Origin of the sequence: Actinacidiphila oryziradicis (genome assembly GCF_005047355.1) — a bacterium.
GTDB lineage: Bacteria > Actinomycetota > Actinomycetes > Streptomycetales > Streptomycetaceae > Actinacidiphila > Actinacidiphila oryziradicis.
Genome location: NZ_SUMC01000109.1, coordinates 1 through 24248 on the forward strand (window position 1 = coordinate 1; position 24248 = coordinate 24248).

Sequence of the window (24248 nt, forward strand, 5' to 3'; positions counted from 1 at the left end):
GAGAAGTACGACGGCATCGTGGAGTTCTCCGGCATCAACGAAAAGGGCGACTTCATCTCACTGCCGATGCGCACCTACTCCTCCGGCATGGCCGCCCGGCTGCGCTTTTCCATCGCCGCAGCCAAGAACCACGACGTCCTCATGATCGACGAGGCGCTGGCCACCGGCGACCGCAAATTCCAGAAACGCTCCGAGGACCGCATCCGCGAACTCCGCCAGGAAGCCGGAACCGTCTTCCTGGTCAGCCACAACAACAAATCCATCCGCGACACCTGCGACCGCGCCCTGTGGCTCGAAAAGGGCGAGCTGCGCATGGACGGCCCGACCGAGGAAGTCATCGCGGCCTACGAGGACTTCACCGGCAAGTAGGGACGGCGGCGGGGGCAGGCAGCCCTGGCCCCGCCTGCCCGGCCGAGCCCGCGTATCGTACGGGTGGCGGCCCGGAAGCAGTCCTGCCACGAAACGTAACAGTCGGGTACGACAACAGCCGTCCGGCCGTACCATCACGGTCGTGACGTCCTATGAGTTCTCCACGCATCCCGACGCGCGGCTGTCGGACGCAGAGCGCGAGCATGCGATCGAGGTGCTCCGGGAAAGCGCGGTCGAGGGCCGGCTGTCCCACGACACCTTTCTGCAGCGGATGGAACTCGCCCTGGTCGTACGGGGACGTGACGAGCTGGAGGCGCTCACCGCCGACCTGCCGCCGGCAGAGGAAGGCCGGCTGACGCGGTTCGTGGTACGCGCCGTCGGCAAAGTGTCCGCGCTTCATATGCGGATACGCAACGCGTGGCGGGTGGAGCGGCTGCCGACGCTGGTGCTGCCCGTCGCCGACTCCGAGCCGATGCCCTTGCCGCTGCGGATAGGCCGGGACCTCTCCTCCGGGCTGCGGCTGAGCGACTCCTCCGCCTCACGGGTACACGCGGAGCTGCGCCGTGACGGGGAGACATGGACGCTGCGCGACCTGGGATCGATGAACGGCACCTTCGTGAACGGCCGCCGGGTGATGGGGGCGGTGGTGGTACGCCCCGGCGACCAGGTGACGTTCGGCCGGATGAGCTACCGGCTGGCGGCCGGGCAGGCGTGACGTTGTCCCAGGGGCAGCCCGGAGCGTAGGGCGGGTCGGGCGGGAAGCGTCCGGTCCGGAGGACGGTGTACGGGGTGGGCGTGGAAGATCCGCTGCTGGGTATCGGAGTGTTCGCCCGCCGTTGGCGACTGTCGATGAAGGCGCTGGGGCTCTACGACAGGCTGGGCGTGCTCGCCCCTGCGGAGGTCGACGAGGGCAGCGGCTACCGCCGCCGCCCGCCCAGGCCGCGGAGGTCGTCGCGGCCCCGGGACCGCGCGGAGCCGCGCTTGTTGCCGCCTACTGGGCGGTGGTCGAGCAGCGTGTCGCCTCGCAGCGGGAGCTGTTGAACACTCCACGCCGGTATTTGGTCACAAAGACCAAATGAACGTGCATCGCCGAAACCACATGCCTGCCATGCCGAAGCCCGTCATTTGTGTCCATGAGACCAACCCCAGTACGGTCGCTCGGATGCAGCTACGGTACAACTACCGTGTGTACCCGGATGCCTTCCAGTGCCGCGCGTTGGCGAGCTGCGTTCGGGTGTGCCCGGGTGGTGTGGAACGACTGCCTGCGGGCCCGCAGGGAAGCACAGGCGGCCGGACTGCCGTACGTGGCCTCGGCGGAGCTGTCCAAGACGCACATCACCCAGGCCAAACGCACGATCGAGCGCGGATGGCTCGCCGAAGCCGCGGTCGTGCTCCAGCAGTCCCTGCGCGACCTGGACACCGCCCCAAGCCCCTCCACGTCCGGGGATGGACGTGTCAGGGCTGCGGGACCGTCCACGACCGCGACCAGAACGCAGCACACAACACTCTGGCCCCGGGACGGGCGGACAGGCTAAACGCCTCGCAGAGCGCAGGTAAGACCAGGACGAAAATCCCGGCACAGCGCGTTGAAGCAGGAAGCCACCCAGACGGTCACAAGACCGTGGCAGGAATCCCCGGTCTTTAGACCGGGGAGCACGTCAATGCTGCTGCAGTGTCAGCAGCGCCACCGGATGGCGGTCCAGAAGCTCCTCCAGCGGGACGCCGCCCGAGTGCGGACGGTCCGTCAGCAGGTCCCTCCACTCCCCTTCGGGGAGGGGGAGTACAGTGCCGCGCCAGCCGCCCGCGTCCAGCAGCCGGCGCGAGAGGCGGGTGACCACGGTGACGGCCCGCCCGGTGCGGACAAAGGCCAAGCAGTGGCCGGCGGCCGGGCCCCGGGCGGGCAGCGGCTCATAGGTGGCGCTCGCGCCGAACCACTCGGGGTGCTCGCGGCGCAGGCGGAGCGCTGTCGTGGTGACGAGCCGCTTGGGGCTCTCCGGGGCGGCCGGCCGGGGGACGTAGGGGGCACGGTTGGCGGGGTCTACCAGCAGCAGCTGGCGCTCCTCGTCCCCCTGGTAGATGTCCGGGACGCCGGGCATCGTGAGGTGCACCAGAGTCGCGCCGAGGGCGTTGGCGATGGCGGGGCCCTCGATGGCGCGGGCGATCGCACCGGCCGGGCGGGAGACCACCTCGCGGGTGAGTTCCGCGAGCCTGGCCTCGTACGCCGGGTCCTGCTCGGTCCAGCTGGTGCGCAGCCCCGCCTCGCGCTCCGACTTGAGCATGGTGGCCGCGATCACATCGCCGTCCGTGTCGGTCCGGCCGGCGAAGACGACCGCGTACTGCCACGCCTGGTAGGCCACATGCGGCTCCACGGTGTCGCGGGGCACCGAGCCGGCCCAGAGGTCCGGGACCTCGGACAGGGCCGCCAGCCGGGCCCGTACCTCCGCGCTGCGCTTGGTGTCGTGTGTCGACAGCACCGTCCCCGTGGTGGGCCAGTCGCGCTGGAGACGGGCGCAGAAGGCGTGGAAGCCGGCGGGGGAGACGGCCGGCCTGGCGGGGTCACGGCCCACCTCGTTCAGCGACAGCAGGGGCCCGTAGCGGTAGAAGGCGGTGTCCTCGACCGACTTGGCTCGCAGCGCGGAGGAGACCTGGGCGAAGCGGATCGCGAAGTCGTCCTTGCCCGGGCCGCGGCCGAGCCGGCCGAGTGCGAGGTCGCGTACGGCATCGGCGCCGGGGACCGCCGCGTCCCGGGCGGCCGCCGTCACCATGGCGACGGACTCCTCCGGCGCCGACACGCCCGGGAGGACGTACGGCCGGTACACAGGGATGCGGACCAGCACCTCCCGGATCGCCTCCCTGGACACGGCCGGGCCCGCCGCCCGGGCGAGCCGGTCGACCTCTGCGGCGAGGTCGTGGGTGACCAGGCGGTACGCGGCCCGGCGCACCGTCGGGGCCCATGCGCCGCCGAGGTCGTCGGGCTGTCCGGTGAACTCCCGGTAGAAGGCGGTGATCCGGTCCGCGCCGGCCGGGTCGGTGAAGAGCCCGTCGATGCGGTCCAGCGCGTCGTACCCCGTCGTGCCCGCGCACGCCCAGCCGTCCGGCAGCGGCTCGTCGCCGGTGAGGATCTTCTCCACCACCGTCCAGCGGCCCCCGCAGGCCTCGCTCAGCCGCCCCAGGTACCCCGCCGGGTCGGCGAGCCCGTCCGGGTGGTCGATCCGCAGTCCGTCGGCGACGCCGTCCCGCAGCAGCCGCAGCAGCGTCGCGTGCGTGGCGGCGAAGACCTCGGGATCCTCGACCCGCACCGCGATCAGCTCGGAGATGGTGAAGAACCGCCGGTAGTTGATGTCGGTGCCGGCCTGCCGCCACCAGGCGAGCCGGTACCACTGCGCCTCCAGCAGCTCGGGCAGCCGCAGCTGCTCCGTGCCGGGCCGGAGCGGGAACGCGTGCTCGTAGTAGCGCAGCACAGGCTCGCCCGCGTGCTTCCCCAGTTGGAGCCCGCCCTCGCCCTGTATGTCCTCCAGAGGGGCGCCCAGGACCGGCAGCAGCACCTTTCCGCCCTGCGCCTGCCAGTCGATGTCGAACCACCGTGCGTACGGCGACTCCGGCCCCTCCCGCAGGACCGACCACAGCGGGCGGGCGAGGTGCTCCGGCGCCGGCACCGCCATATGGTTCGGCACGAGGTCCAGGACCAGGCCGAGCCCGTGCGCCCGGGCCGTGCGCGACAGGGCCCGCAGCCCGTCCTCGCCGCCGAGCTCCTCCCGTACGAGGGTGTGGTCCACCACGTCGTAGCCGTGCGTCGAGCCGGGCACCGCCTCGAGCACGGGGGACAGGTGCAGATGGGACACCCCCAGCGCGGCGAGGTGTGGCACAACGGCCTCGGCGGCGGCGAACGGGAAGTCCGGCTGGAGCTGCAACCGGTACGTGGCGGTCGGGACGCCGGGAGTGGTCGGGGCGGTGCGGGCGGGACGGATCAGGGACGCCATGCATTGCTGCCTACCCCGTCATGCGGTCCGCTGATCACACCGGGCCCCGCGCCGTTACGCCGGGCGCTGCAGCACCACCATGCTGCGGTCGGCCAGCCGCAGCCGGTCACCGCCCCGCACCGGCGCCCCGCCGCCCGGCTCGACCCCGTCCCGCAGCTGGGTGTCGACGACGGTCCGCCACTCCTTGCCGTGGTTGACCGGTACGACGAATTCCAGCGCCTTGTCCTGCGCGTTGAACATGAGCAGGAAGGAGTCGTCGGTGACCGGCTCGCCGCGCGAGCCCGGCTCGGAGATCGCGCTGCCGTTGAGGAAGACGACCAGCGCCTTGGCGTGCGCGTCCCGCCAGTCCTGCTGCGTCATCTCCTCACCCTCCGGGGTGAACCAGGCGATGTCGGAGAGCTCGTCATGTGTCCCCTCCACCGGGCGGCCGTGGAAGAAGCGGCGGCGCCGGAAGACCGCGTGGTCGCGGCGGAGCCACACCAAGGTGCGGGTGAATTCGTGCAGCCGCTGTGCGTCCGGGTCGCCTTCCTTGGGCCAGTGCACCCAGGCGAGCTCGCTGTCCTGGCAGTAGGCGTTGTTGTTGCCGTCCTGGGTCCGGCCGAATTCATCACCATGGGCGAGCATGGGCACGCCCTGGGACAGCATCAGGGTGGCGATGAAGTTCCGCATCTGGCGGTCCCGCAGCGCGAGCACTTCCTCGTTGTCGGTCTCGCCCTCGGCCCCGCAGTTCCAGGAGCGGTTGTGGCTCTCGCCGTCCCGGTTGTTCTCGCCGTTGGCCTCATTGTGCTTCTCGTTGTACGACACCATGTCGCGCAAGGTGAAGCCGTCGTGGCAGGTCACGAAGTTGATGGAGGCCAGCGGCCGGCGGCCGTCGTCCTGGTAGAGGTCCGACGATCCGGTCAGCCGGGAGCCGAACTCGGCGAGGGTGGCGTTCTCACCGCGCCACAGGTCGCGCACAGTGTCGCGGAATTTCCCGTTCCACTCGGTCCACAGCGGCGGGAAGTTGCCCACCTGGTAGCCGCCCTCGCCGACATCCCACGGCTCGGCGATCAGCTTCACCTGGCTGACCACCGGGTCCTGCTGCACCAGGTCGAAGAAGGACGACAGCCGGTCCACCTCGTGGAACTGCCTCGCCAGGGTCGCCGCCAGGTCGAAGCGGAAGCCGTCGACATGCATCTCCGTCACCCAGTAGCGCAGCGAATCCATGATCATCTGGAGTACGTGCGGGCTCCGCATCAACAGCGAGTTACCGGTGCCGGTGGTGTCCGTGTAGTAGCGCGGGTCATCGGCCAGCCGGTAGTACGAGGCGTTGTCGATGCCACGGAAGGAGAGCGTCGGGCCCAGGTGGCTGCCCTCGGCCGTGTGGTTGTACACCACGTCGAGGATCACCTCGATGCCCGCCCGGTGCAGCGCGCGCACCGCCGTCTTGAATTCCAGCACCTGCTGCCCGCGGTCGCCCATCGACGCATATGCGCCGTGCGGCGCGAAGAAGCCGATGGTGTTGTAGCCCCAGTAGTTCGACAGACCCTCGTCCATCAGCCGGTGGTCGTTCACGAACTGGTGCACGGGCATCAGCTCCAGCGTGGTGACGCCCAGCTCCACAAGGTGCGAGATGACCGCCGGGTGCGCGAGCGCCGCATATGTGCCGCGAATCTCCTCCGGCAGCTCCGGGTGGAGCTTCGTCAGGCCCTTCACATGGGCCTCGTAGATCACCGTGCGGTGGTAGTCGATCCGCGGCGGCCGGTCCTCGGACCAGTCGAAATACGGGTTCACCACTACTGACGCCATCGTGTGCGGTGCCGAGTCCAGGTCGTTGCGTCCCTCCGGCTGCCCGAAGGGGTAGCCGTAGACCGCCTCGTCCCAGTCGATCGACCCGCTCATGGCCTTGGCGTACGGATCCAGGAGCAGCTTCGAGGAATTGCAGCGGTGCCCGCGCGTCGGCTCATGCGGCCCGTGGACCCGGAAGCCGTACCGCTGCCCGGGCATGATGCCCGGCAGGTACGCGTGCCGCACGAAGGCGTCAGCTTCCCGCAGTTCGACGGCGGTCTCCGAGCCGTCGTCCTGCAACAGGCACAGCTCGATTCTCTCCGCCACCTCCGAGAAGATGGCGAAGTTGGTCCCGGCGCCGTCGTACGTGGCGCCAAGGGGGTATGCCTGACCCGGCCAGACCTGCATGTCACCGACTCTTCCACTTACCGGCCTGGAGCCGCCAGGCCGTCTCCGGGCCGCACCCCGGCCGCAATCTGCCGAAAGGTGCATCTTCACGCACCCGTGCTCGCTTTGGTGCGTAGTCGTCAACATCTTCCCCAGTACGGGTGTCTCAATTCCCCTGGGTGATGCAAGAGTCGGGCGCCTTCACGACACCATACGGCGATTGGGTGGTCGTATGAGCGGTGATCGCGGTTCCGCCACGACGGGACGCCGCCTGGACGGCGGCCCGCGTCCAGGGACGGTCCCCGGTCGGCGGACACCAAGCGCTTCCACTAGGATGCGCACGCGCGTGCCGGTGGGGGGCGAAGGCAGAAGCCCCGACGGTCACGCCAAGGAGGTTGACGGGGGCAATGGCCAGGGGCGCGGGACGACATGCGGATACCGTGAAGTAGCGTCGTTACTGCTGCACAGCCACTTTGCCCGCAGTACCCTTCCTTGATCGTGGACGGGGGCGGAAGGCGGGTGCAGTCGTGATGTCGGGAGGTCTGGTGCTCCCAGGCGGTGGAGACCAGGGGGACCAGAACGGCGGCATCAGCGACGGGTCGGCCGGATCAGTTTCGCTGGCCCTGCCGCTGGAGATCGGAGCGGAACTGGACTGGGGTGCCGAGGCCTGGGCCGAAGTGCGTACCCGGGCCCGCCGTGCCGGGCGGGCGTATGTCTGGCTCAACCTCGTCGAACAGCGGCTGCGCGCCGTCGTGAACGCCATACTCCGTCCGATCTACGAACCTGTGCACGGCGACGAATGGGTGGTCGCCGCGGCCGGCCCGGCGGGGCACGAATGGGTGCAGCGCGCGGCGGCCGTACGGGAGGTCAGCCGCCGCAAGGGGTTCCTCCTCGACCCCGCCGACGACAACATCCTCAGCTTTCTCACCCTTCCTCAGCTGCGTGAACTCGTCGTCCAGCACTGGCCCTGCTTCGAGCCCTACCTCGACGACCGCCGCGAACTCGAACTCGCCCTCGACGAGCTGGAGGTCGCCCGGCACGTCGTCTCCCGCAACCGGGCCCTCTCCCGCACCGTCCTGGACCAGGCCGAGCGGGCCGCCGCCCGGCTCCTGGACCTCCTCGGCTCCGGTCCCGACTACCCCTCCGTCAACCGGCTCCCCGTCGACGTCATCGAGCAGCTCGTCGCCGACCGCTACGCCGATGTCGTCGGCGTCTACCCCGACCGGGTCCGGCTCCAGCGCCAGCTGCCCGCCGAGGACCTCTTCGGCGGCGCCCGGCGGCTGGACGCCGTGGGCATCGGCCTGAACCTCCTCGTCCAGAACTTCTCCGGCAGGCGCCTGGTGCGGCTCGCGGAGGCCGGCTGCCGGGTGCGGCTGCTCTTCCTCAACCCCGCCAGCAGCGCGGTCCGCCGCCGTGAGCGCGAACTCGGGCTCGGGCGGGGCGAGCTCAGCCGCTCCGTGGAGATGAACATCATTCACATGCGCCGGGTCAGAGCCCGGCTCCGTGACCCTGACGCCTTCGAGATCCGGGTCTTCGACGAGACGCCGCGCTTCACCGCCTACCTGGTTGACGGGGACGGCGCAGACGGCCTCGCGGTCGTCCAGTCGTATCTGCGCAAGGCGCGCGGCATGGAGTCCCCTGTGCTGATCCTGCGCGGCGGCCCGCGCGAACTTGTGCAGGAGGAAGGCGGGGCGGCCACGGACAGCGGCCGGCATGGCGAGCACGGGCTTTTCGAGGTCTACCGGGAGGAATTCGAGGGGGTTTGGGCCGATTCCCGACCCGTCTCCTGACTGTCAGTGGTGCGCGAGATGATGGCAGAGCACACGGGGGAACTGTGGGAAGGATGCTCACCATGGCATGGCGCCGCGATAAGTTGACCGGTTTTGAGCTGGAGACGACAGGTATGGCTCGGCGTGAGGCGCGGATCGCCGCCGTCGTCGTCGTTGTCTGCGACGCCAAGCGGTCAGGGACCCTGCGATGAGCTGGACGAGCGCACCATTGCTGGCCTTCGACCTCGAGACCACGGGCACCGACATCGAGACCGACCGCATCGTGACCGCCGCGCTCATCGGACTGGAACCAGGGACCCCGCCCAAGGAACGGATGTGGCTGCTGGACCCCGGGGTGCCTGTACCCGATGAGGCCACGGCCATCCACGGCATCTCGACGGAGTACGCCCGCGCACATGGCGGTTCCGCCGCAGAGGGGATCGAGGAGATCACCCGGGCGATAGCCGAGTCCCTGGCTTCCGCGACGCCGCTGGTGATCATGAACGCGCGGTATGACCTGTCGCTCCTGGACCGGGAATGCCGGCGGAATGGAGTCACCCCGCTGGCCGAGCGCCTGGGCGGCGGGCTGTCCCCCGTAATCGACCCGCTCATCCTCGACAAACACGCGGACCGCTACCGCAAGGGCAAGCGAAACCTCCAAGCCCTCTGCGCCCATTACGGTGTGCCGCTGAACGACGCCCATGAGGCAGGCGCCGACGCGGTGGCGGCCGCCGGCGTCGCCCGAAGGCTGGGGGAGAGGTTCCCGGACGTCGGATCGGTCTCCCCGGCCGATCTGCACGAACTCCAGGTGCGCGCCGCGGCCGACCAGGCAGCCTCATTCCAGCAGTACCTGCGCAGGACATCGGATCCGCACGCGTCCATCGACCCCGCCTGGCCGGTCGTCCCGCACATACGGCAGTCGGCGGGCCATCCATGACCGGGGCCCGGCATCAGCGCCGGCGCACGTGCCAACCGGCAGATCCTCAGCGAGGCCCTGACTGCCGCAGGCCTGGTCAACTACCCGACCGAGTGGCACTGGTCCCACGGTGACCGCTATTGGGCGCTGGCCACCGGTGCCGCCCACGCCATCCACGGACCATGGGAATTCCGCTGAGTCCGGATCAGCTGCCGGACGGGGCTCTGCTCAGAACGAATACCACCGCACCGCCGGGTCGCCGTCCCGCAAGGATGCGATCCGGCGCCGGAATTCCGCCAGCGCCGCCGGATTACCCGGCGCGTGCTGGGCGGCCCAGGCGCAGCTTGCCGTCTCCCGCGCCCCGCGCAGTACCGCGCAGCCGTCCCACTCGCGCACATCCCAGCCGTACGCGGAAGTGAAGTCGTCGTAGGCGGCCGGGTCCAGTCCGTAACGGTCCCGGGTGAGCGCCATCACCACCAGGTCGTGTTCACGCAGGTCCGCGGCGAAGGTCTCCAGGTCCACGAGCACCGGCCCGTCCGGCCCGATGTGCACGTTGCGCGGCAGCGCGTCCCCGTGGATGGGTCCCGGGGGCAGGTGCGGGACCAGGGCGGCCGCCGCCTCGGCGAAGCCGTCCCGCCGATCCCGCAGGAAACCGGCATCGGCCGGGTCGATCGCCGGGCCGGCGAGCCGCAGCCAGCGCTCCACGCCACCCAGCAGGTCGCGCGGCGGCAGGCCGAACTCCGGCAGCGGCAGGGCGTGGACGACGCGCAACAGCTCCGCCAGATCGACCGGCCCAGCAGGCCGTACGGCCTCCGGCAGCCGCTCCCAGTACGTCACCGGGTGCCCGTCCACCAGCCGGGCGTCCGGTTCGGCCGCCCGCACCGCCGGCACCCCGTGCTCCGCCAGCCACGCCGCCGTACGCACCTCGCGCTCGGCCCGGGCCAGCAACTCGGCGCCGCGGCCGACCTTGGCCACCACGTCGCCCACCGCGAACACCGCGTTCTCGCCCAGCGAGAGCAGCTTCGCGTCCCCTGCCGCTCGCCCGTCGGCGGCGAGCACCGCCCGTGCCGGCTCTTCCGTAAAGGCCACGCGTGTCCTCCGTCGTTCTGTGCCGCCGTACTGTGCTCACTGACGGTATCCGGCCAGAAAGCGCCCGATGCGACTGATCGCGGCGTCCAGGTCATCAGCCCTCGGCAGCGTCAGGATGCGGAAGTGGTCGGGCTGCGGCCAGTTGAACCCGGTGCCCTGCACGACCTGGATCTTTTCGCGCAGCAGCAGGTCCAGGACGAACTTCTCGTCGTCATGGATCTTGTGCACCTTGGGGTCCAGTCTCGGGAACGCGTACAGCGCGCCCTTCGGCTTGACGCACGACACGCCCGGGATTTCGTTGAGCCTCTCCCATGCGACGTCCCGCTGCTCGTGCAGCCGCCCGCCCGGGAGTACGAGATCCTCGATGCTCTGCCGGCCGCCGAGCGCGGCCTGGATCGCGTACTGGGCGGGGGCGTTGGGGCACAGCCGCATCGACGCCAGCGTCACCAGTCCCTCCAGGTAGCTCTTCGCGTGCTGCCTGGGGCCGGTGACGACCACCCAGCCGCTGCGGAACCCGGCGACCCGGTAGGCCTTGGACAGGCCGCTGAAGGTCAGGCAGAGCAGATCCGGCGCGAGGACGGCGGTGTGGTGGTGAACAGCGTCGTCGTAGAGGATCTTGTCGTAGATCTCGTCCGAGAACACCATCAGGTTGTGCCGGCGGGCGAGATCGAGGATCCCTTCCAGGATCTCCTTCGGATAGACCGCGCCGGTGGGGTTGTTGGGGTTGATGATCACTACGGCACGCGTACGGTCGGTGATCTTCGCGGCCATGTCGGCGAGGTCCGGCAGCCAGTCCGCCGACTCGTCGCACACATAGTGCACGGCCTTGCCGCCGGCCAGCGTTGTGACCGCTGTCCAGAGCGGGAAGTCCGGCGCCGGGATCAGCACTTCGTCGCCGTCGTCGAGCAGCGCCTGTACGGCCATGGAGACCAGCTCCGAGACGCCGTTGCCCAGAAAGACATCGTCCACCCCGACATCCGTCAGCCCGCGCTGCTGGTAGTGCGCGGCCACCGCGCGGCGGGCGGGCAGGATGCCCTGCGAATCGGTGTAGCCATGGGCCTTCGGGAGGCTGCGGATCATGTCCTGGAGGATCTCCTCGGGCGCCTCGAAGCCGAAGAGCGCGGGGTTGCCGGTGTTGAGCCGCAGCACGCTGTGCCCGGCCTCCTCGAGCGCGTTGGCGTGCTCGATCACCGGCCCGCGGATCTCGTAGAGGACGTTGGCCAGCTTGCTCGACTGCTTGAACTCCATGCTTGGTTTTACCAAGTATCCGCTTGGAAAGTCCAACCATTTCACTACACTGACCTTCATGCCGCGCCGAAGTTACGACCAGTACTGCTCCGCCGCCCGCGCCCTCGACACCGTCGGCGAGCGCTGGACCCTCCTGATCGTCCGGGAGCTCCTTGCCGGCCCCCGCCGCTACACCGACCTCCACGCGGACCTCCCCGGCGTCTCCACCGACGTCCTCGCCGCCCGCCTCAAGGAAATGGAGCGCGACGCGCTCGTCACCCGCCGCCGCCTCCCCCCTCCCGGGGCCGCCTACGTCTACGAACTCACCGCCCGGGGCCGCGACCTGCTCCCCGTCCTCACCGCCCTCGCCGAGTGGGGCGCCCCCGCCCTCTCCGAGCGCCGCCCCACCGACGCCGTCCGCGCCCACTGGTCCGCGATCCCCCTTCTCGGCCTTCTCCGCCGCCATGACGGCACCCTTGAAGTCCGCCTCCCCGAAGGCACCTTCCACCTCCGCCTCGGCCACGACGCCCCCTCATACGCCGACGGCCCCGCCGAGCACCCCGACGCCTGGCTGGCCCTCACCGACGGCACCGCCCTCGCCCTCGAACAGGGCCGCCTCTCCCTGGCGGAGGCCGTCAAGACCGGCGACGCCGAAGTCGGCGGCGACACCCCGCTCGCGGCGGCGCTGCGCGACGGGTAACACCGGCCGACGGTCCCGGGGCGGAGGACGCCGTGGTCTTTCGCAGCCGCCCCCGCTGTGGTCCGATGGAGGTATGGGCGGACGGGTGCGCGAGGGTTACCAAGGGACCGGGCCGGGAGCAATCACGCCGGACGGGTGTTCAGTCGAGCTGTACGAGCGGCTCCCCGTGCGCGACGAGCCCGACATCATCGAACGGGCGGTCCCCGCCCAGGCCCGTATCCTCGAACTGGGATGCGGTGCGGGCCGCGTGACGCACCCGCTGGTGGAGCGAGGCTTCACCGTCACCGCCGTCGATGAATCTCCCCAGATGCTGGAGCGGGTCCACGGTGCCCGGACCGTCTGCAGCCCGATCGAGGAGCTGGAGCTCGACGAGCGCTTCGATGTGGTGTTGCTCGGGTCATTCCTTGTCCACGCCGGCGATCCCAGGGTGCGTCAGGGGCTGCTGCGGACCTGCCGACGGCATGTCAGACATGACGGCTGTGTGCTGATCCAGCGAGAGAACGACGGCCGGCACGAGAACCTGCCACGAGAGCGGAAGACCGCCGGCGGTCTCATCCGGGTGGTGTCCTCCGAGCCGGCGGGACCCGGTGTGCAGTCCGTCCACGTCGAATACGTCTTCCCGGACGCGCAGTGGAGCCAGACGTTCCTGTCACGTCCCCTGACCACTGAGGCCTTCGAGCTCGCCCTGAGCGAGGCAGGGCTTGCCGTCGACGCCTACCTGGCCGGCGACCGCATGTGGGTGCGGGCTCTGCCGGTCCCCGGCCGGCCGTAGCGGTTTGAACAGCTCCCTGGTGGAGGCCGCAAGACTGGCGACGCCGAGGTCGGCGGCGTCCCCCACCCGCGGCGGCGCTGCGCGACGGTCAGCGCCGACCGACGGCCCCGGTCCCGGGCCCGTCCTCACGCCCTTCCTGCCGGGCACGGAGTGCCGGTGGCCCGTTCGCATGCGCATAGCGGCCAGTTGAGCGAACTGCCGAGCACATCCGGGGGCTCGGCGGTCGTCACCCGGACCTCGGGACGCTCCCAAGCGACAACGCCGCTCCGGTCGACGGAGTAGACCCGAACTGTCATCGGATGTCCTTCGTGGATACCCCGGTCTTCAGGCCGGGGAGGAAACGAAGCTTCTGCGGAGCGGGGCGGTGGGTAGGCGGTTCGCCGCCGGGCGGATCGCCGTTGTATGAACCTGGGCCTTGGATCAAGGCGTGGTTCCTTCGGGTTGGCGGGTGTAGGCGTAGCCGTCGGCTCGCTGGAGGAGGCGGAAGTGCTTGTGCCGGGCGGTGTAGAGGCCGCTTGCGGTTCGGATGGCGAAGTTCCCGGAGGAGCGGACGGCGACGCGGCCGGTGTGGGTGCCCGCGTTCTTCCCCGAGGGGACGACGGCCCGGACGAGGTCGCCGGTGGCGTAGCCGAAGAACTGCTTGACGCGGGGCAGGCGTAGGCGGGGGAAGCCGTGCTTGTCGGTGCGGGTGCGCTGGTACTGGCCGCGTCCGGTCGCCCCGATGACCAGGACGGTGCGGGGCCAGGCGGTGACGGTGTCGAGTTCGCCGACGGCGAGGGCGTCCAGGGTGTGGGTGTTGGGCAGGGCGCACCGGGTGCGGTTCCACTTGGTGCGCCCGCCGGACGCGGTGCGGGTGGGCATGCGTGCGTCCAGGGCCGCCACAGCGCCCACGTGGTGGCGTTGACGGCGGCGGCGTCCCGCAGCGGGGCCTTCGCGCGCTTGAGGATCTCGGCGGCGCGCTTGGGTGCGAACTCCTCCACGGGCCGACTGCTCTTGGCCTGGTTGCAGGGGATGCACGCGAGGGTCAGGTTGGCGACCCGGTCGGATCCGCCCCGGGAGCGGGGCCGGATGTGGTCGATGTTCAGCGGCACGCCCATCGCGCCGCAGTAGACGCAGGCGCGGCCGAACTTCGCGAGGAGGTACTCACGGACCTCGGTGCCGTGGAGGGTGCCGTGCTGGTACTCGGCACCCTCCAGCGGGCGCCCGGCGCTGATGGCGTTGGTGTCGAACGCGACCCGCTCGACGTGCACGGCCTTGACGGGTGCCCAGCGGGCGAGACGGTCCACCCACGATGTGGTGGTGTCGACGCGGTGCCGGAGGGACGGCGGCAGCCACCCCTTCGGGCGGGTGCGGTTCAGGAAGCGGGGTGCGCGGTAGCGCAGGTTCCGGGTCCGGCGGCCCCGCCGGTAGGCGGCGCGCCGCTCCAGCTTCTTGCGGATCGCCGCGCCCCGGTGGTCGAGCTGGATGCTGTACCGGCCCCGGCGCTCCCCGGTGACGGTGGTGAAGACGGCGATGCCGGTGTGCTTACTGCCGGGGTCGATACCGATCTCGACACCGTCGACCTGCGAGTGGTTGGCGGTGCGGTCCTTCAGGCGGATCACGAACGGTGTGTGCCGGGCCACGACCGCCCGGCCGGACGCCAGGAGCTTGCGGGCCCTGGCCGGGGTGGTGGGCTGGAGCGGGGTGCCGTGCTTGTCCAGGACGAACACGGCGGGGTCGGCCTCACGGCCGGGCTCCCGGACCTGGTGGTCCGGGGTGACGCCGCCGGCAGCAGGTGTACTGCTGGTGGTCTCCCCTCGCACATGTTTCACGCCGGGTGCCTTGCGGCGTTCGAGCCCCGTTTCGTCCCTGATCCCGGGGTTGTCTGCTGACTCGAATTCCAGGGCCAACTGCTGAGGAAGCACAGGTGGTGGGTCTTCTGTCCTGCGTGGAACGTAGCCAACTCGGGTCACCTCCCATGGGTGTTGGCTGATGCTGGTAATGGCGGGCTCTCAGCCGGTCGGGCTGAAAGCCCCCGCCTTCAGGACTCCGTTGGTAAAAGGACAAGGCGGGCAGCGCAGCTCGCTTGCCGGTCAGAAGTGGATCACTCGACCTGCGAGTTCGCGACCGAGGTAACCACCTCGTTCGGCGGTTCGTCCCTTTCCCAACGGAGTCCTTCAGGCGGGGGATCCCGTTACGCGGTGTGCGCTCCGTCTCCCACTCCCTCAACCGTTCCGCCAGCCACACCGCGACATCCGCGCGCAGCGGCGCGATTTCCACGTAGCGCGTCCGCTGATGGGGGACGCGCCGTGGATGTCCAGCCGGAACCCCGCTGCCGCGAACCGCGTCTGCAACTCCCGCGCCACCTGCGTCCCGATTCTGCGGGCGTCGGTGCGGGTGTCCTGCGGTCTGATCTCCATGGTGAATCTCCAGCTTCAGCTGTTGGTTCTGGTTTTCCGTGGATGCGACCCTTGGCCCGAAACGGTCGCCATGGGCTCGGTCATTCAGCGCTCACCGGCTGTCCCGGCGAGTTCCCTCTCATACACGCGCCTCGGAATCGGCGGAACCCGCAAGGCAAAGAACACTTCCTTGCCCCCGCCGTCCGGCCGAATACCCCAGTCAGCGACGAGCGCTGCCACGATGCCGAGTCCCCGGCCGCACTCGGCATCACTCGCCGGGTGCTTGACGCGCGGGGCGCCACCGGCGCAGTCGTATACGCCGACCGTCAACAGGCCGTCGTTCACGCGGACCCGGACCACGCATTCCGCCGTGCCGGCCGCGTGCTGCGTGGCGTTGGTGATGACCTCTGATGTGAGCAGTTCTGCGACGTCCGCGAGCTCTTCGCCGTACTCCCAAGCGAGTACGGCGTTGCGCACGGCCCGGCGTGCGCGTTGGGGTGCCTGGTCGCTGATCGCGAACTGAAAGGTCCGCCCTACTTGTTGGGTCACGCCCTACCTCCAGCGAGCACAAGGATGGTCGGTCGCAGATAGCAACTATTCGAGTGCTGTATGTGACGTTAGCTACCGTAGGGGGACTGTGCGCTCGACTGCAACTGATACGACTGAAAATTGCGCTAGTCCGAGATGGTGAGCTCTTGTTGGTCCTACGATGCTCCTGCGAGACAGATCAAGAGCAGCTGAAGGAGGAGGGGCTATGCCCGCAGGTGGGAGGCCAACGGTGCGGAGCCGGCGGCTGGGCGCGGCGTTGAAGGCCATGCGTCTTGCCGCAGGCTTCGACCAGGCCACAGCGGCGGAGGCCATCGTCGGGTCGGTGACGAAGGTTTCGCGCATGGAGACCGGGCACGTGAACGCCAACCCCCTCGCCGTACGGGTGCTGTTGGACCTCTACGGCGTCCAGGACCAAGTAGAGCGCTCCCGGCTGGAGCAGTTGGCACGCGAGAGCAGCAAACGTGGCTGGTGGGTCGACTACGCCGACACTGTGGGGTCGACGTATGCCCAGTACATCTCCATGGAGCAGGACGCGACCTACATCCGGACCTGGGAAACGGTCCTGATGCCCGGCCTGTTGCAAACGCCGGAGTACGTTCTTGAGTTGCTGGAGTCCAACCCCACTATCGTGCCGCCCGATCGTGCGCAGGCGTTTGTCAAGGTGAGGCAGGAGCGGCAGGCTCGGATCGAGGAGGCAGGCGCCCGGTTCGCGGCGATCATTTGGGAACCCGCCATCACGGCTTCGATCTCGTCGCCCGAGACACGTAGGGCGCAGCTGTCTCGCTTGCTTGACGTCGGGAAGCGGCAGAACGTCACCGTTCAGGTGCTTCCTCTGTCGGCGAGGGCCGCGACTGCCTCGGGGCCGTTCGTTGGGTTCTCGTTCAGCCCGGAACTGGCGATCGAGGCTGTCACTGTCGAGAGTGCGACTGGCACGATGGTTGTGGAGAGCCAAGAGGAGATCACCAGGTACGTGTTTGCCTTCGACGCTCTCGCGGCTGCGGCTCTGGGGCCGGATGCCAGTGCGGCGTTCATCCGGGGGGTCAGAGACACGATCTGAGAAGAGGAAAAGTGAAGGACATTCGCATTGTCACGGGGTTCAGGAAGTCGTCCTACTCCGGACAAGCCGGTAACTGCATAGAGGTCGCCCGCACCGCTGACGGCGGAACCGCCGTGCGGGACAGCAAGCGCCGCGACGGCGCGAAGCAGTTCTACGGCCCCAGCGGGTGGGCCGCGTTCATCGCCGCCGTGCGGACCGGCGCGTTCGACGGCTGACCCTCGCCGGTCGAGCGCACCGACCGCTCGGCGGGTACGACGGAGGAGCCTGGCGTGACCCGGGTGACGGCGGACGACCTCGTCGCGGCGCTGGCGCCGGACATGGAGTCAGGGGTGGACATCCGGGACCACCACGGGTCTGCTCAGGGGTGAGCCAGGGGACGCCCGGATGGCGGTGCGTCGCTGGCCGGACAGTGTAGTCGGCATGACTTCTTCTCGTTTGTCCCGCCGGGCTCTTGTCGGCTCCGCCCTGTCCGGAGCGGCGCTGGCTGCCGCCGGCTTTCCGGCGCGCGCCGTTGCTGCGGCGGCTACGGCTGTTGCCCTTCCGCCGCTGGACACCCAGGCATTACGTGCCGCGATCTCGGACCTCGACCACCCGCAGGTCACCGCAGCGCAAGTGGTGGACGCGACGGATGCCGAACGGCGCCGTATCGAGCGGGATCTGCACGACGGCGCGCAGCAGCGCCTGGTCTCACTGGCGGTCAATCTCGGGCTGGCCAGGGCCACCATGCGCGATCTGCCCGACGACGCGCGGAAGGTGATCGACGAGGCGCACCGTGAGGCGAAGGAGGCCATCGCCGAGCTGAGTGCTCTCGTGCGGGGGCTGCACCCGGCTGTGCTGGAGGACCGGGGCCTGGACGCCGCGCTGTCCGGGATCGCCGCCCGCCTTCCCATTCCGGTGACGCTGACGGTGGATCTGCCGTCACGCCCGTCGCCGACGGTGGAGGCGGTGGCCTATTTCGTGGTGTCCGAGGCGCTGGCGAATGTGGTCAAACACGCACGGGCGTCGCGGGCCGATGTCACGATCAAGCGCCTGGACGGGACACTGCTGGTCGTCATCGCCGACGACGGTGCGGGCGGCGCGGACACATCCGGCGGCACCGGGCTGGCAGGCCTCGCCGGACGGGTCGGGTCGGTCGACGGCACGTTGTCCGTCAAGAGTCCGGTCGGGGGTCCGACCGTCGTCACCGTGGAGCTGCCGTGCGCGCCGTGATCGCCGAGGATTCCGTTCTGCTGCGCATCGGGGTGGTCAAGGTCCTGGAGACGGCCGGCTTCGAGGTGGCGGCGCAAGTGGGCGACGCCCAGGCCCTGCTGGCGGCGGTCGAGGAGCACCGGCCGCACATCGCGGTGGTGGATGTGCGGATGCCGCCGGGCTTCACGGACGAGGGCGTACGGGCGGCGCTCGTCATCCGGCGGCAGTGGCCGGACACTGCGGTGCTGCTGCTCTCGCAGTACGTGGAGGAGCGGTACGCGGTGGACCTGCTGGCCGACAGCTCCGCCGGGGTCGGCTATCTGCTCAAGCAACGGGTCGCCGACGTCGAGGAGTTCGCCGAGGCGGTGCGCCGGGTCGCGAAGGGCGGCACCGCGCTGGACCCGCAGGTGATCTCCCAGCTGCTGGTGCGCCGTCGCCGCGATCCGCTGGACCGGCTCACCGCGCGCGAGCGCGAGGTCCTGGAGCTGATGGCGGGCGGTCGCTCCAACGCCGGGATCGCGGCGCAGCTGGTGGTCAGCGAGAGCGCGGTGGCGAAGCACATCAACAGCATCCTCGCCAAGCTCGATCTGCCGAAGGCCGACGCCGATCACCGCCGGGTGCTCGCGGTGCTGCACTTCCTGGGCGTGGTCTGACCCGGCCTCACTGACGGACGGCGGTTTCCAGGAACCGGACCGGCAGCCGGACCAGCTGCTCCCGCTCGTCCCGTCAGCGGGCGTGGACCTGACGAGCCGAGTGGTCTGTCCGGGCAGGGCCGGGCCGGGCTGCAGCGGTTGGCGCGCGATCCGGCGCGGCCGCCCGGTTATATGAGCGTCCAGGCCACCCGGCCGCAGACCCTGGCCCACGGGCTGCCGGCCACTGCCGTGCCCGGTGCCGCCGGGGGTGGCGTGCGGGCGTTCTTCCGGGAGACGCTGCGCGGATGAACCGTCGGGAGAGTCGTCCGGGCGTGGGAACTCAGCGCAGGCCACGCAGGACGTTCCCCTCCGTGGAGAGGTAGTTGGACTCGTAGTCGAAGCGCGGGGCGTTGGAGAAGAGAAGGTAGTAGTACTTCATGTTCTCGCTCCACCAGTAGCCCGGGGTGAGGTCGCCGAGCCGCATGGGGCTGGTGGTCACGTCGTTGACGACGGTGTAGCCATTGGCGACCTTGCAGTACTGCCTCTGCCGCTGCCACATGGTGCGGGCCCGCGAGCGGTAGCGGTCCTTGCCGGTGGCCATCCAGAGGAAGAGACAGGAGTCGACGTACTCGGGGCGGAGCGGGTAGGCGTGGTTCACCACGGCCAGGGTCCGGTAGTCGATGTATTCGGGTGGCAGCCGGTGGACGGCCAGGACATCGGTCCAGCTGTCGTGGTAGAGCTCGCCGTCGGCCGTGCGGCCGCTCTGGGCGAGCAGCCCGGCGTAGTAGGCGGTGAGCTCGGACTGCGTGTGGCCGGCGTCGGCGCCGGTGGCCATGTGGGCCTGACGGAACCACAGGCGGCCGTCGCGGCGGTCGGCGAGGCGCTGGAAGACAGCGGTGGTGAGGGTGGTGTACCAGGTGCGGAGGTCGCGGTCGGCGAAGAGGGTCCAGCCGTCCCAGAGGTATTCGAAGAAGGAGTCGACGGGCGGGTCGAGGGTGGCCGTGGTGTCGGTCCAGGCTCCGGTTTCGACGTTGAGCGCGGTACCGACGAGATCGAGGGCCGAGCGGCGGTCGTAGACAGCGCGGAGCGCGGCCTTGGCGGCGTTGTAGTACTTATGGTCTCCGGTGAGCCGGGAGAGCTCGCCGAACTCGGCGATGCAGGTGCCGATCTCGGCGAGATAGTTCTCGGTGCCGCTCACACTGCCGGTGGCCAGATTGACGTATCGGTACGGCGCCCCTGTGGGCGACTTGGTGAAGGCGGGGAGCAGCCGGTCGGCGAGTTCCCGGGCGAGGGCGAGCAGGGTGGCGTCCTTCGTCGCGAGATGGCCGGACAGCAGCCCGCCGACGAGGCGGATGATGGTTTCGAAGACCTGGACGCGGGCGTCCTGGGCGACGTCAAGGTTGTCCTTGACCCAGCGAACTCCGCTGTCCAGCTCCGCGTCGAGCCGCATCAGGTAAAGGGTGTCGAGCGCTTCGACGATGGTCAGGCCGAGGGTGCTGCCCTGGATGAAGAAGTCCGAGCCGGTGGCGGCCAGCGGGCGCAGTTCGTCGCGGCCCCAGGCGTGCCGCCGATAGGCGCTCCACGCGGTGCTGAATTCGTTGACGACTTCGGCGCCGAGCGCGGCGTACGGATCCGGGGTGGCAGCGCGGGTTCGGGCATGGGCCCCGGCGGTGCGGACGGCCGGCAGCAAGGGCGTGGCGGCAGCGGCGGCAAGCAGCCGGCGGCGGGAGAGCCGGCCGGGGCGCGGGAGTTTGGTCATGCCCCGAAAACCACTCCCGCCCCCATGGCGTTACGGGATGCAGGGCCAAAGGTGTGCGGCGGGTGCCGTGGCACACCTCGCGCGCCCTAGGCGTCCCAGACCCCGACGGCGGTGCGGTCGTCGGCGTAACCCTTGACCCGGGTCTGGGCGTCGCTGAGGAACGCGGCCAGGCCCGGGGGCTCACCGGTGCCCCACTGCTCGCGCAGGCGGGCGGCGAGGGCGGGTTCGCCGCGCAGCGGTTCGGCGAGGCCGGTGCTGCAGAGTATGAGCGCGTCGCCGGGCTGGGCGACGGAGAAGCGGAAGCGGAACGTTACGCCTATTTCTTCCTTACCGTCCTTACCGTCGCCTGCTTCCCTGCTGTCCCGGCCCTCCCGGCCTTCCCTCCCCGGCGCCTGGTCGAGATCCTGCCACTCGCCGCCCCGGATCCGGAAGAGGCCGCCGTCCCCGACGCCGAGGAAGAGCCGGATCCGGCACTCCGGATCGGCCGGGACCAGCAGACAGCGCAGTGCCGCCGAGTACTCGGCCGGGGCCAGGCCGAGTTCCTCGCCCCGGGTCCGCAGCCGCCCGTAGCACCGGTCGGTCAGCCGGTGCAGGCCGGACTTCAGCGAGCCCCGCCGCGCGGCCCTGATGTCCTCCGACAGCCGTACGTGGCTCCGCCCGACCGCCTCCGCGATCCACCGGCACGCATCCCCCGCAGCCCGGTGCGACTCCTCCGCCGCGCGCGCCCCGGTAGCCACCGCCAGCAGCAACAGCGCGTCGTCGCCCGCCCCGAAACGGGCCGTCAGCAGCGCGTCCCGGCGCGGCTCGCCCCGGTACCGCGCGGAGTCCCCGCGCACGGACGCGGTCCGCAGCGTGAGCACGCCGTACCGCGCCCCGTCCAGCACGGTGTCCGGCACGAGGGAGTCGAGGTCCTCCGGGTCGGCGGTGGGCCAGGCGGTGGGCTCGGGCTCGTACGTCGGCGGCCGGTCGCCCACATACGGGACGGACGCGACGGCGGGCGGGAAGCCCGGCACCCCGTCGGCCGGCTCCTCCGGCGGCGCCATGGGCTCCGGCGGCGCGACGGGCTCGCGCGGCTTCGCCGGGGCCAGTTCGAACCACGGGGCCGGCTCCTCCTCGGGCGCCGGCGGATCGACCGGGGCCCAGCCGGGCGGGAGTTCCGGGGCCGGTGCGGGCCAGCTGGCCTCGCCCTGGCCGGACGACGTCGGCCGGGCGGGGCCACGGGTGGGCTGCGGCCGGCCCCCGAGGGCCGGCGGCGCGGGGTACGGCCAGCGCGGGTCGGCCGATCCGGCCGGATCCGGCTCAGGAACCGGTTCCGGTTCCGGTTCCGGTTCCGGTTCCGGGGCCCGGGACATGTCCAGATCCAGGACCGGGTCGGGATCCGGAGCGGCGGCCGGAGGCGGGGGCGGGGTCGGGGCCGCAGCTCCCCCGTACTGCCGGGGCAGGCCGGCCGACGGGGCGTCATCCGGGGAATCGGCTGCGCCCAGGGCCCCGATGGCGGAGGTGAAATGAGCGTCGACACTGTCTCGTGGTTCGGAGGCGGCCGATGGACCCGTATCAGGCGCTTCGGGTGCGCCGGGCCGGCCGTAAAGCTGCTGCCACCAGTCGTCCTCTTGGCGGTGGTCCGTCTCGCCCTGCTGACTCATGCCCTTATTGTCCACCGCGGCACACGTCGGGAAACAGCGAAAACAGGAAGATCGGCGAGCGGGCCGTCTATCAGCCCTCCCCCCTTGGGCCGGGCTGATAGACGGCCGGTCCGAACACACATTGCCAGATCAAACATTTGATCAGCGATGATATGTGCGGCGGTTTTACGCCATGGCTCGTTTCCGCCATTGCCCGCACCACAGCCAGCACCAACGGAAGGAACACCCGTGCTCGGTGCCACTGGACTCGACGAGGCCCAGGAGGCGGCCTATCGCACCCTGGTCGGCATCGGCGCCGCCGAAGTCGCCGAAACTCTCGCACCAGCTGGGACTGTCCGAGGAGGACACCGTACGAGCGCTGTGCCGGCTCGAACGCCACGGCCTCGTCGCCCAGGCCTCGGCCCGGCCCGGCCGCTGGCTGGCCGCGCCGGCCGCCGTGGCGTTGAGCGCACTGGTCAACCGGCAGCGGCACGAGCTGCAGCGGGCCGAGGTGGCCGCCGCGCTGCTGGCTGAGGAGTACCGGGCGGAGGCCGCCGAGTCCCCGGTCCACGATCTCGTGGAGGTCGTCCAGGGCACGAGCGCCGTCGCGCACCGCTTCCTGCAGCTCCAGCTGGGCGCGGTGGACGAGGTGTGCGCTCTGGTCACCGGCTCCTCGGTGGCCGTCACCGGCCTGGACAACCACGCCGAACAGCAAGCGGCGGACCGCGGCGTGCTCTACCGCGTAGTGCTGGAGCGCGAAGTGCTGGCGGGCCCGCATGGGGTCACAGAGCTGTCCGCAGCGCTGGAACGCAACGAGCAGGTGCGGGTGGTGCATCAGGTGCCGACAAAGCTGGTGATCGCGGACCGTACGACGGCCATGGTGCCGCTGACGCGCCGCAGATCCGCGCCCTCGGCGCCGGTGGTGCACGCCAGCGGGCTGCTGGAGTCATTGGTCGGCCTCTTCGAGGCGGTCTGGCGGCAGGCACTGCCCCTGCGGCTGGACGGCACGGGGGCTCCGGAGGAGGTCGCGGACGGCCCGGGCCACGCCGATCTGCTGATCCTGTCTCTGTTGCTGGCCGGGCTCACCGACGCGAGCGTCGCCAAACAGCTCGACCTGGGCCTGCGGACCGTGCAGCGGCGGGTGCGGCGGCTGATGGAGCTGGCCGGCGCGTCGACCCGGCTCCAGCTGGGCTGGCAGGCGTACGCGCGCGGCTGGGCGTGAGAGGCCGCTCCACCTGTCCGCGCGGCCTTCAAGGCACGGGCTTTCGGTCAAAACCGGGAAGCGCCCCGCCAAGGGTTCCGGCACAGTTGCCTCATGGGGATCGCACAACTGTGCTTGGTGGGTGCGGTGATGCTGCTCGGTCTGGTCGGCGTGCTGGTGCCGGGAGTGCCGGGAGCGCTGCTGTGCTGGGCGGCGGTGCTGTGGTGGGCGACGAGCGTGCACAGCTCACTGTCGTGGGGGGTACTGGCGGCGGCGAGCGGGCTCCTGTTGCTGAACAAGGTGCTGAAGTGGCTGCTGCCGTCCCGTTCGATGCGGGAGAGCGGCGTTCCGTGGCGCACCCTCGTCATCGGCGGGGCCGTCGCGGTCTGCGGTTTCTTCATCATCCCGGTGGTCGGCGCGCCGATCGGTTTCGTCGCGGGGATCTACGGGACCGAGCGGCTGGGCCTCGGCAGCCATGGGGATGCGCAGGCGGCGACACGTATGGCGATGCGGGCGATCGGGCTCGCCATGCTGATCGAGCTGTTCGTGTGCCTGCTGGTGGCCGGGGTCTGGCTGGGTGCGGATGCGCCCGCATCCGCCACCTCAACGGCGCGCTGGCGTGGTCGGCGGCCCACTGGGCTGTCGGCCAGGCCAGCGCGCTCGGCGCAAGCGTCATCTACCTCGAAGACCTCGCCACCCTGGAAGCCCGTGGCCGCAGGCGCGGCAACGCCCGCCTGTCGGGACAGGTGCGCGGCACCGTCGCCGAAGCGATCCGGCACCTGGCCGCCAAGGCCGGTATCGCGGTGGTCACCGTCCCGGCCCGGGGCACCTCCGCGATCTGCCCGGGGTGCCTGGGCTCCCTGGGCCACCACCCGGCCCCCGACCG

The 24248-nt window shown here is 70.5% G+C and carries 19 protein-coding genes and 7 pseudogenes; 15 read left to right on the plus strand and 11 right to left on the minus strand.

Translation table 11 applies throughout. The features are described from left to right. Both FCI23_RS45985 and FCI23_RS45990 read left to right on the plus strand, forming a co-directional pair. The coding region (locus FCI23_RS45985; protein WP_407646132.1) for an ABC transporter ATP-binding protein at positions 1 to 369 on the plus strand (369 nt) is incomplete at its 5' end. 142 nt (positions 370 to 511) lie between these two features. Next, positions 512 to 1084, plus strand: coding sequence for an FHA domain-containing protein (locus tag FCI23_RS45990; protein ID WP_407646133.1), 573 nt, complete (start codon positions 512 to 514; stop codon positions 1082 to 1084). Positions 1085 to 1390: 306 nt separating this feature from the next. Here FCI23_RS45990 and FCI23_RS61310 read toward each other — a convergent pair. Then, positions 1391 to 1504 (minus strand): annotated as a pseudogene (locus FCI23_RS61310) (IS200/IS605 family transposase); the annotation flags it as partial. Positions 1505 to 1531: 27 nt separating this feature from the next. On the opposite strand from FCI23_RS61310, the pseudogene FCI23_RS46005 reads away from it, so the two are divergent. Further along, positions 1532 to 1793 (plus strand): annotated as a pseudogene (locus FCI23_RS46005) (helix-turn-helix domain-containing protein); the annotation flags it as partial. Next, a complete protein-coding gene (locus FCI23_RS64695) occupies positions 1736 to 2014 on the plus strand; it encodes a zinc ribbon domain-containing protein (RefSeq protein ID WP_456318879.1) in 279 nt (92 codons plus the stop codon). The pseudogene FCI23_RS46005 and the gene FCI23_RS64695, both read left to right, overlap by 58 nt. 13 nt (positions 2015 to 2027) lie before the next feature. Here the strand turns inward: FCI23_RS64695 and treY are convergent, their stop codons facing one another. Further along, positions 2028 to 4349 (minus strand): malto-oligosyltrehalose synthase, encoded by a 2322-nt coding sequence (gene treY, locus FCI23_RS46015; protein ID WP_136729996.1) that lies wholly within the window; start codon positions 4347 to 4349, stop codon positions 2028 to 2030. 54 nt (positions 4350 to 4403) lie between these two features. Further along, a complete protein-coding gene (glgX, locus tag FCI23_RS46020) occupies positions 4404 to 6524 on the minus strand; it encodes a glycogen debranching protein GlgX (protein ID WP_136729997.1) in 2121 nt (706 codons plus the stop codon). Between the two features lie 509 nt (positions 6525 to 7033). Here glgX and FCI23_RS46025 point away from each other — a divergent pair. Next, positions 7034 to 8293, plus strand: a complete 1260-nt coding sequence (locus FCI23_RS46025) for an SAV2148 family HEPN domain-containing protein (protein ID WP_136729998.1) — start codon at positions 7034 to 7036, stop codon at positions 8291 to 8293. A gap of 187 nt (positions 8294 to 8480) precedes the next feature. Further along, positions 8481 to 9209, plus strand: coding sequence for a 3'-5' exonuclease (locus FCI23_RS46030; RefSeq protein WP_136729999.1), 729 nt, complete (start codon positions 8481 to 8483; stop codon positions 9207 to 9209). Positions 9210 to 9416: 207 nt separating this feature from the next. Here the strand turns inward: FCI23_RS46030 and FCI23_RS46040 are convergent, their stop codons facing one another. Both FCI23_RS46040 and FCI23_RS46045 read right to left on the minus strand, forming a co-directional pair. Beyond that, the gene (locus tag FCI23_RS46040; protein WP_136730000.1) at positions 9417 to 10277 is read right to left on the minus strand and encodes a phosphotransferase enzyme family protein; all 861 of its coding nucleotides are present in this window, start codon (positions 10275 to 10277) and stop codon (positions 9417 to 9419) included. Between the two features lie 36 nt (positions 10278 to 10313). Continuing rightward, entirely contained in the window at positions 10314 to 11525 is a 1212-nt protein-coding gene (locus FCI23_RS46045; RefSeq protein ID WP_136730001.1) for a pyridoxal phosphate-dependent aminotransferase, read from the minus strand. A gap of 58 nt (positions 11526 to 11583) precedes the next feature. On the opposite strand from FCI23_RS46045, the gene FCI23_RS46050 reads away from it, so the two are divergent. Further along, positions 11584 to 12204: a winged helix-turn-helix transcriptional regulator gene (locus FCI23_RS46050; protein WP_136730002.1), complete on the plus strand. Its 621-nt coding sequence runs from the start codon at positions 11584 to 11586 to the stop codon at positions 12202 to 12204. A gap of 73 nt (positions 12205 to 12277) precedes the next feature. Further along, the gene (locus FCI23_RS46055; RefSeq protein WP_136730003.1) at positions 12278 to 12976 is read left to right on the plus strand and encodes a class I SAM-dependent methyltransferase; all 699 of its coding nucleotides are present in this window, start codon (positions 12278 to 12280) and stop codon (positions 12974 to 12976) included. 420 nt (positions 12977 to 13396) lie between these two features. Here the strand turns inward: FCI23_RS46055 and FCI23_RS61315 are convergent, their stop codons facing one another. The 4 genes and pseudogenes from FCI23_RS61315 to FCI23_RS46070 all read right to left on the minus strand — a co-directional run bounded on the left by FCI23_RS61315 (position 13397) and on the right by FCI23_RS46070 (position 15903). Continuing rightward, complete coding sequence (locus FCI23_RS61315) at positions 13397 to 13837, minus strand: hypothetical protein (protein ID WP_246144699.1); 441 nt, start codon at positions 13835 to 13837, stop codon at positions 13397 to 13399. A 65-nt stretch (positions 13838 to 13902) separates the two neighbouring features. Beyond that, positions 13903 to 14928: pseudogene (gene iscB / locus FCI23_RS61320) on the minus strand (RNA-guided endonuclease IscB); the annotation flags it as partial. A 252-nt stretch (positions 14929 to 15180) separates the two neighbouring features. Further along, on the minus strand, positions 15181 to 15375 hold the full coding sequence (locus tag FCI23_RS46065) for a hypothetical protein (protein WP_136730004.1): 195 nt from the start codon (positions 15373 to 15375) through the stop codon (positions 15181 to 15183). 84 nt (positions 15376 to 15459) lie between these two features. Next, positions 15460 to 15903, minus strand: a complete 444-nt coding sequence (locus FCI23_RS46070) for an ATP-binding protein (RefSeq protein WP_136730005.1) — start codon at positions 15901 to 15903, stop codon at positions 15460 to 15462. 205 nt (positions 15904 to 16108) lie between these two features. Here FCI23_RS46070 and FCI23_RS46075 point away from each other — a divergent pair, with 205 nt between their 5' ends. From FCI23_RS46075 to FCI23_RS46090, 4 genes and pseudogenes are all read left to right on the plus strand, one after another. Next, a complete protein-coding gene (locus tag FCI23_RS46075; protein WP_136730006.1) occupies positions 16109 to 16960 on the plus strand; it encodes a helix-turn-helix domain-containing protein in 852 nt (283 codons plus the stop codon). Between the two features lie 11 nt (positions 16961 to 16971). Further along, positions 16972 to 17175 carry a DUF397 domain-containing protein gene (locus FCI23_RS46080; protein WP_136730007.1) on the plus strand — a complete coding sequence of 68 codons (204 nt, stop codon included), beginning with the start codon at positions 16972 to 16974 and terminating at the stop codon, positions 17173 to 17175. Positions 17176 to 17479: 304 nt separating this feature from the next. Beyond that, positions 17480 to 18169, plus strand: a pseudogene (locus tag FCI23_RS46085) (sensor histidine kinase); the annotation flags it as partial. Continuing rightward, complete coding sequence (locus FCI23_RS46090) at positions 18157 to 18801, plus strand: response regulator transcription factor (protein ID WP_136730008.1); 645 nt, start codon at positions 18157 to 18159, stop codon at positions 18799 to 18801. The pseudogene FCI23_RS46085 and the gene FCI23_RS46090, both read left to right, overlap by 13 nt. Positions 18802 to 19120: 319 nt before the next feature. Here FCI23_RS46090 and FCI23_RS46095 read toward each other — a convergent pair whose 3' ends face one another. Further along, the gene (locus tag FCI23_RS46095; protein WP_136730009.1) at positions 19121 to 20539 is read right to left on the minus strand and encodes a glycoside hydrolase family 47 protein; all 1419 of its coding nucleotides are present in this window, start codon (positions 20537 to 20539) and stop codon (positions 19121 to 19123) included. An 86-nt stretch (positions 20540 to 20625) separates the two neighbouring features. Continuing rightward, entirely contained in the window at positions 20626 to 22182 is a 1557-nt protein-coding gene (locus FCI23_RS46100; RefSeq protein ID WP_136730010.1) for a protein phosphatase 2C domain-containing protein, read from the minus strand. 228 nt (positions 22183 to 22410) lie between these two features. Here FCI23_RS46100 and FCI23_RS46105 point away from each other — a divergent pair. From FCI23_RS46105 to FCI23_RS61330, 3 pseudogenes are all read left to right on the plus strand, one after another. Next, a pseudogene (locus tag FCI23_RS46105) lies at positions 22411 to 23383 on the plus strand (TrmB family transcriptional regulator). A gap of 93 nt (positions 23384 to 23476) precedes the next feature. After that, a pseudogene (locus FCI23_RS61325) lies at positions 23477 to 23944 on the plus strand (DUF456 domain-containing protein); the annotation flags it as partial. After that, positions 23911 to 24248, plus strand: a pseudogene (locus tag FCI23_RS61330) (hypothetical protein); the annotation flags it as partial. The pseudogenes FCI23_RS61325 and FCI23_RS61330, both read left to right, overlap by 34 nt.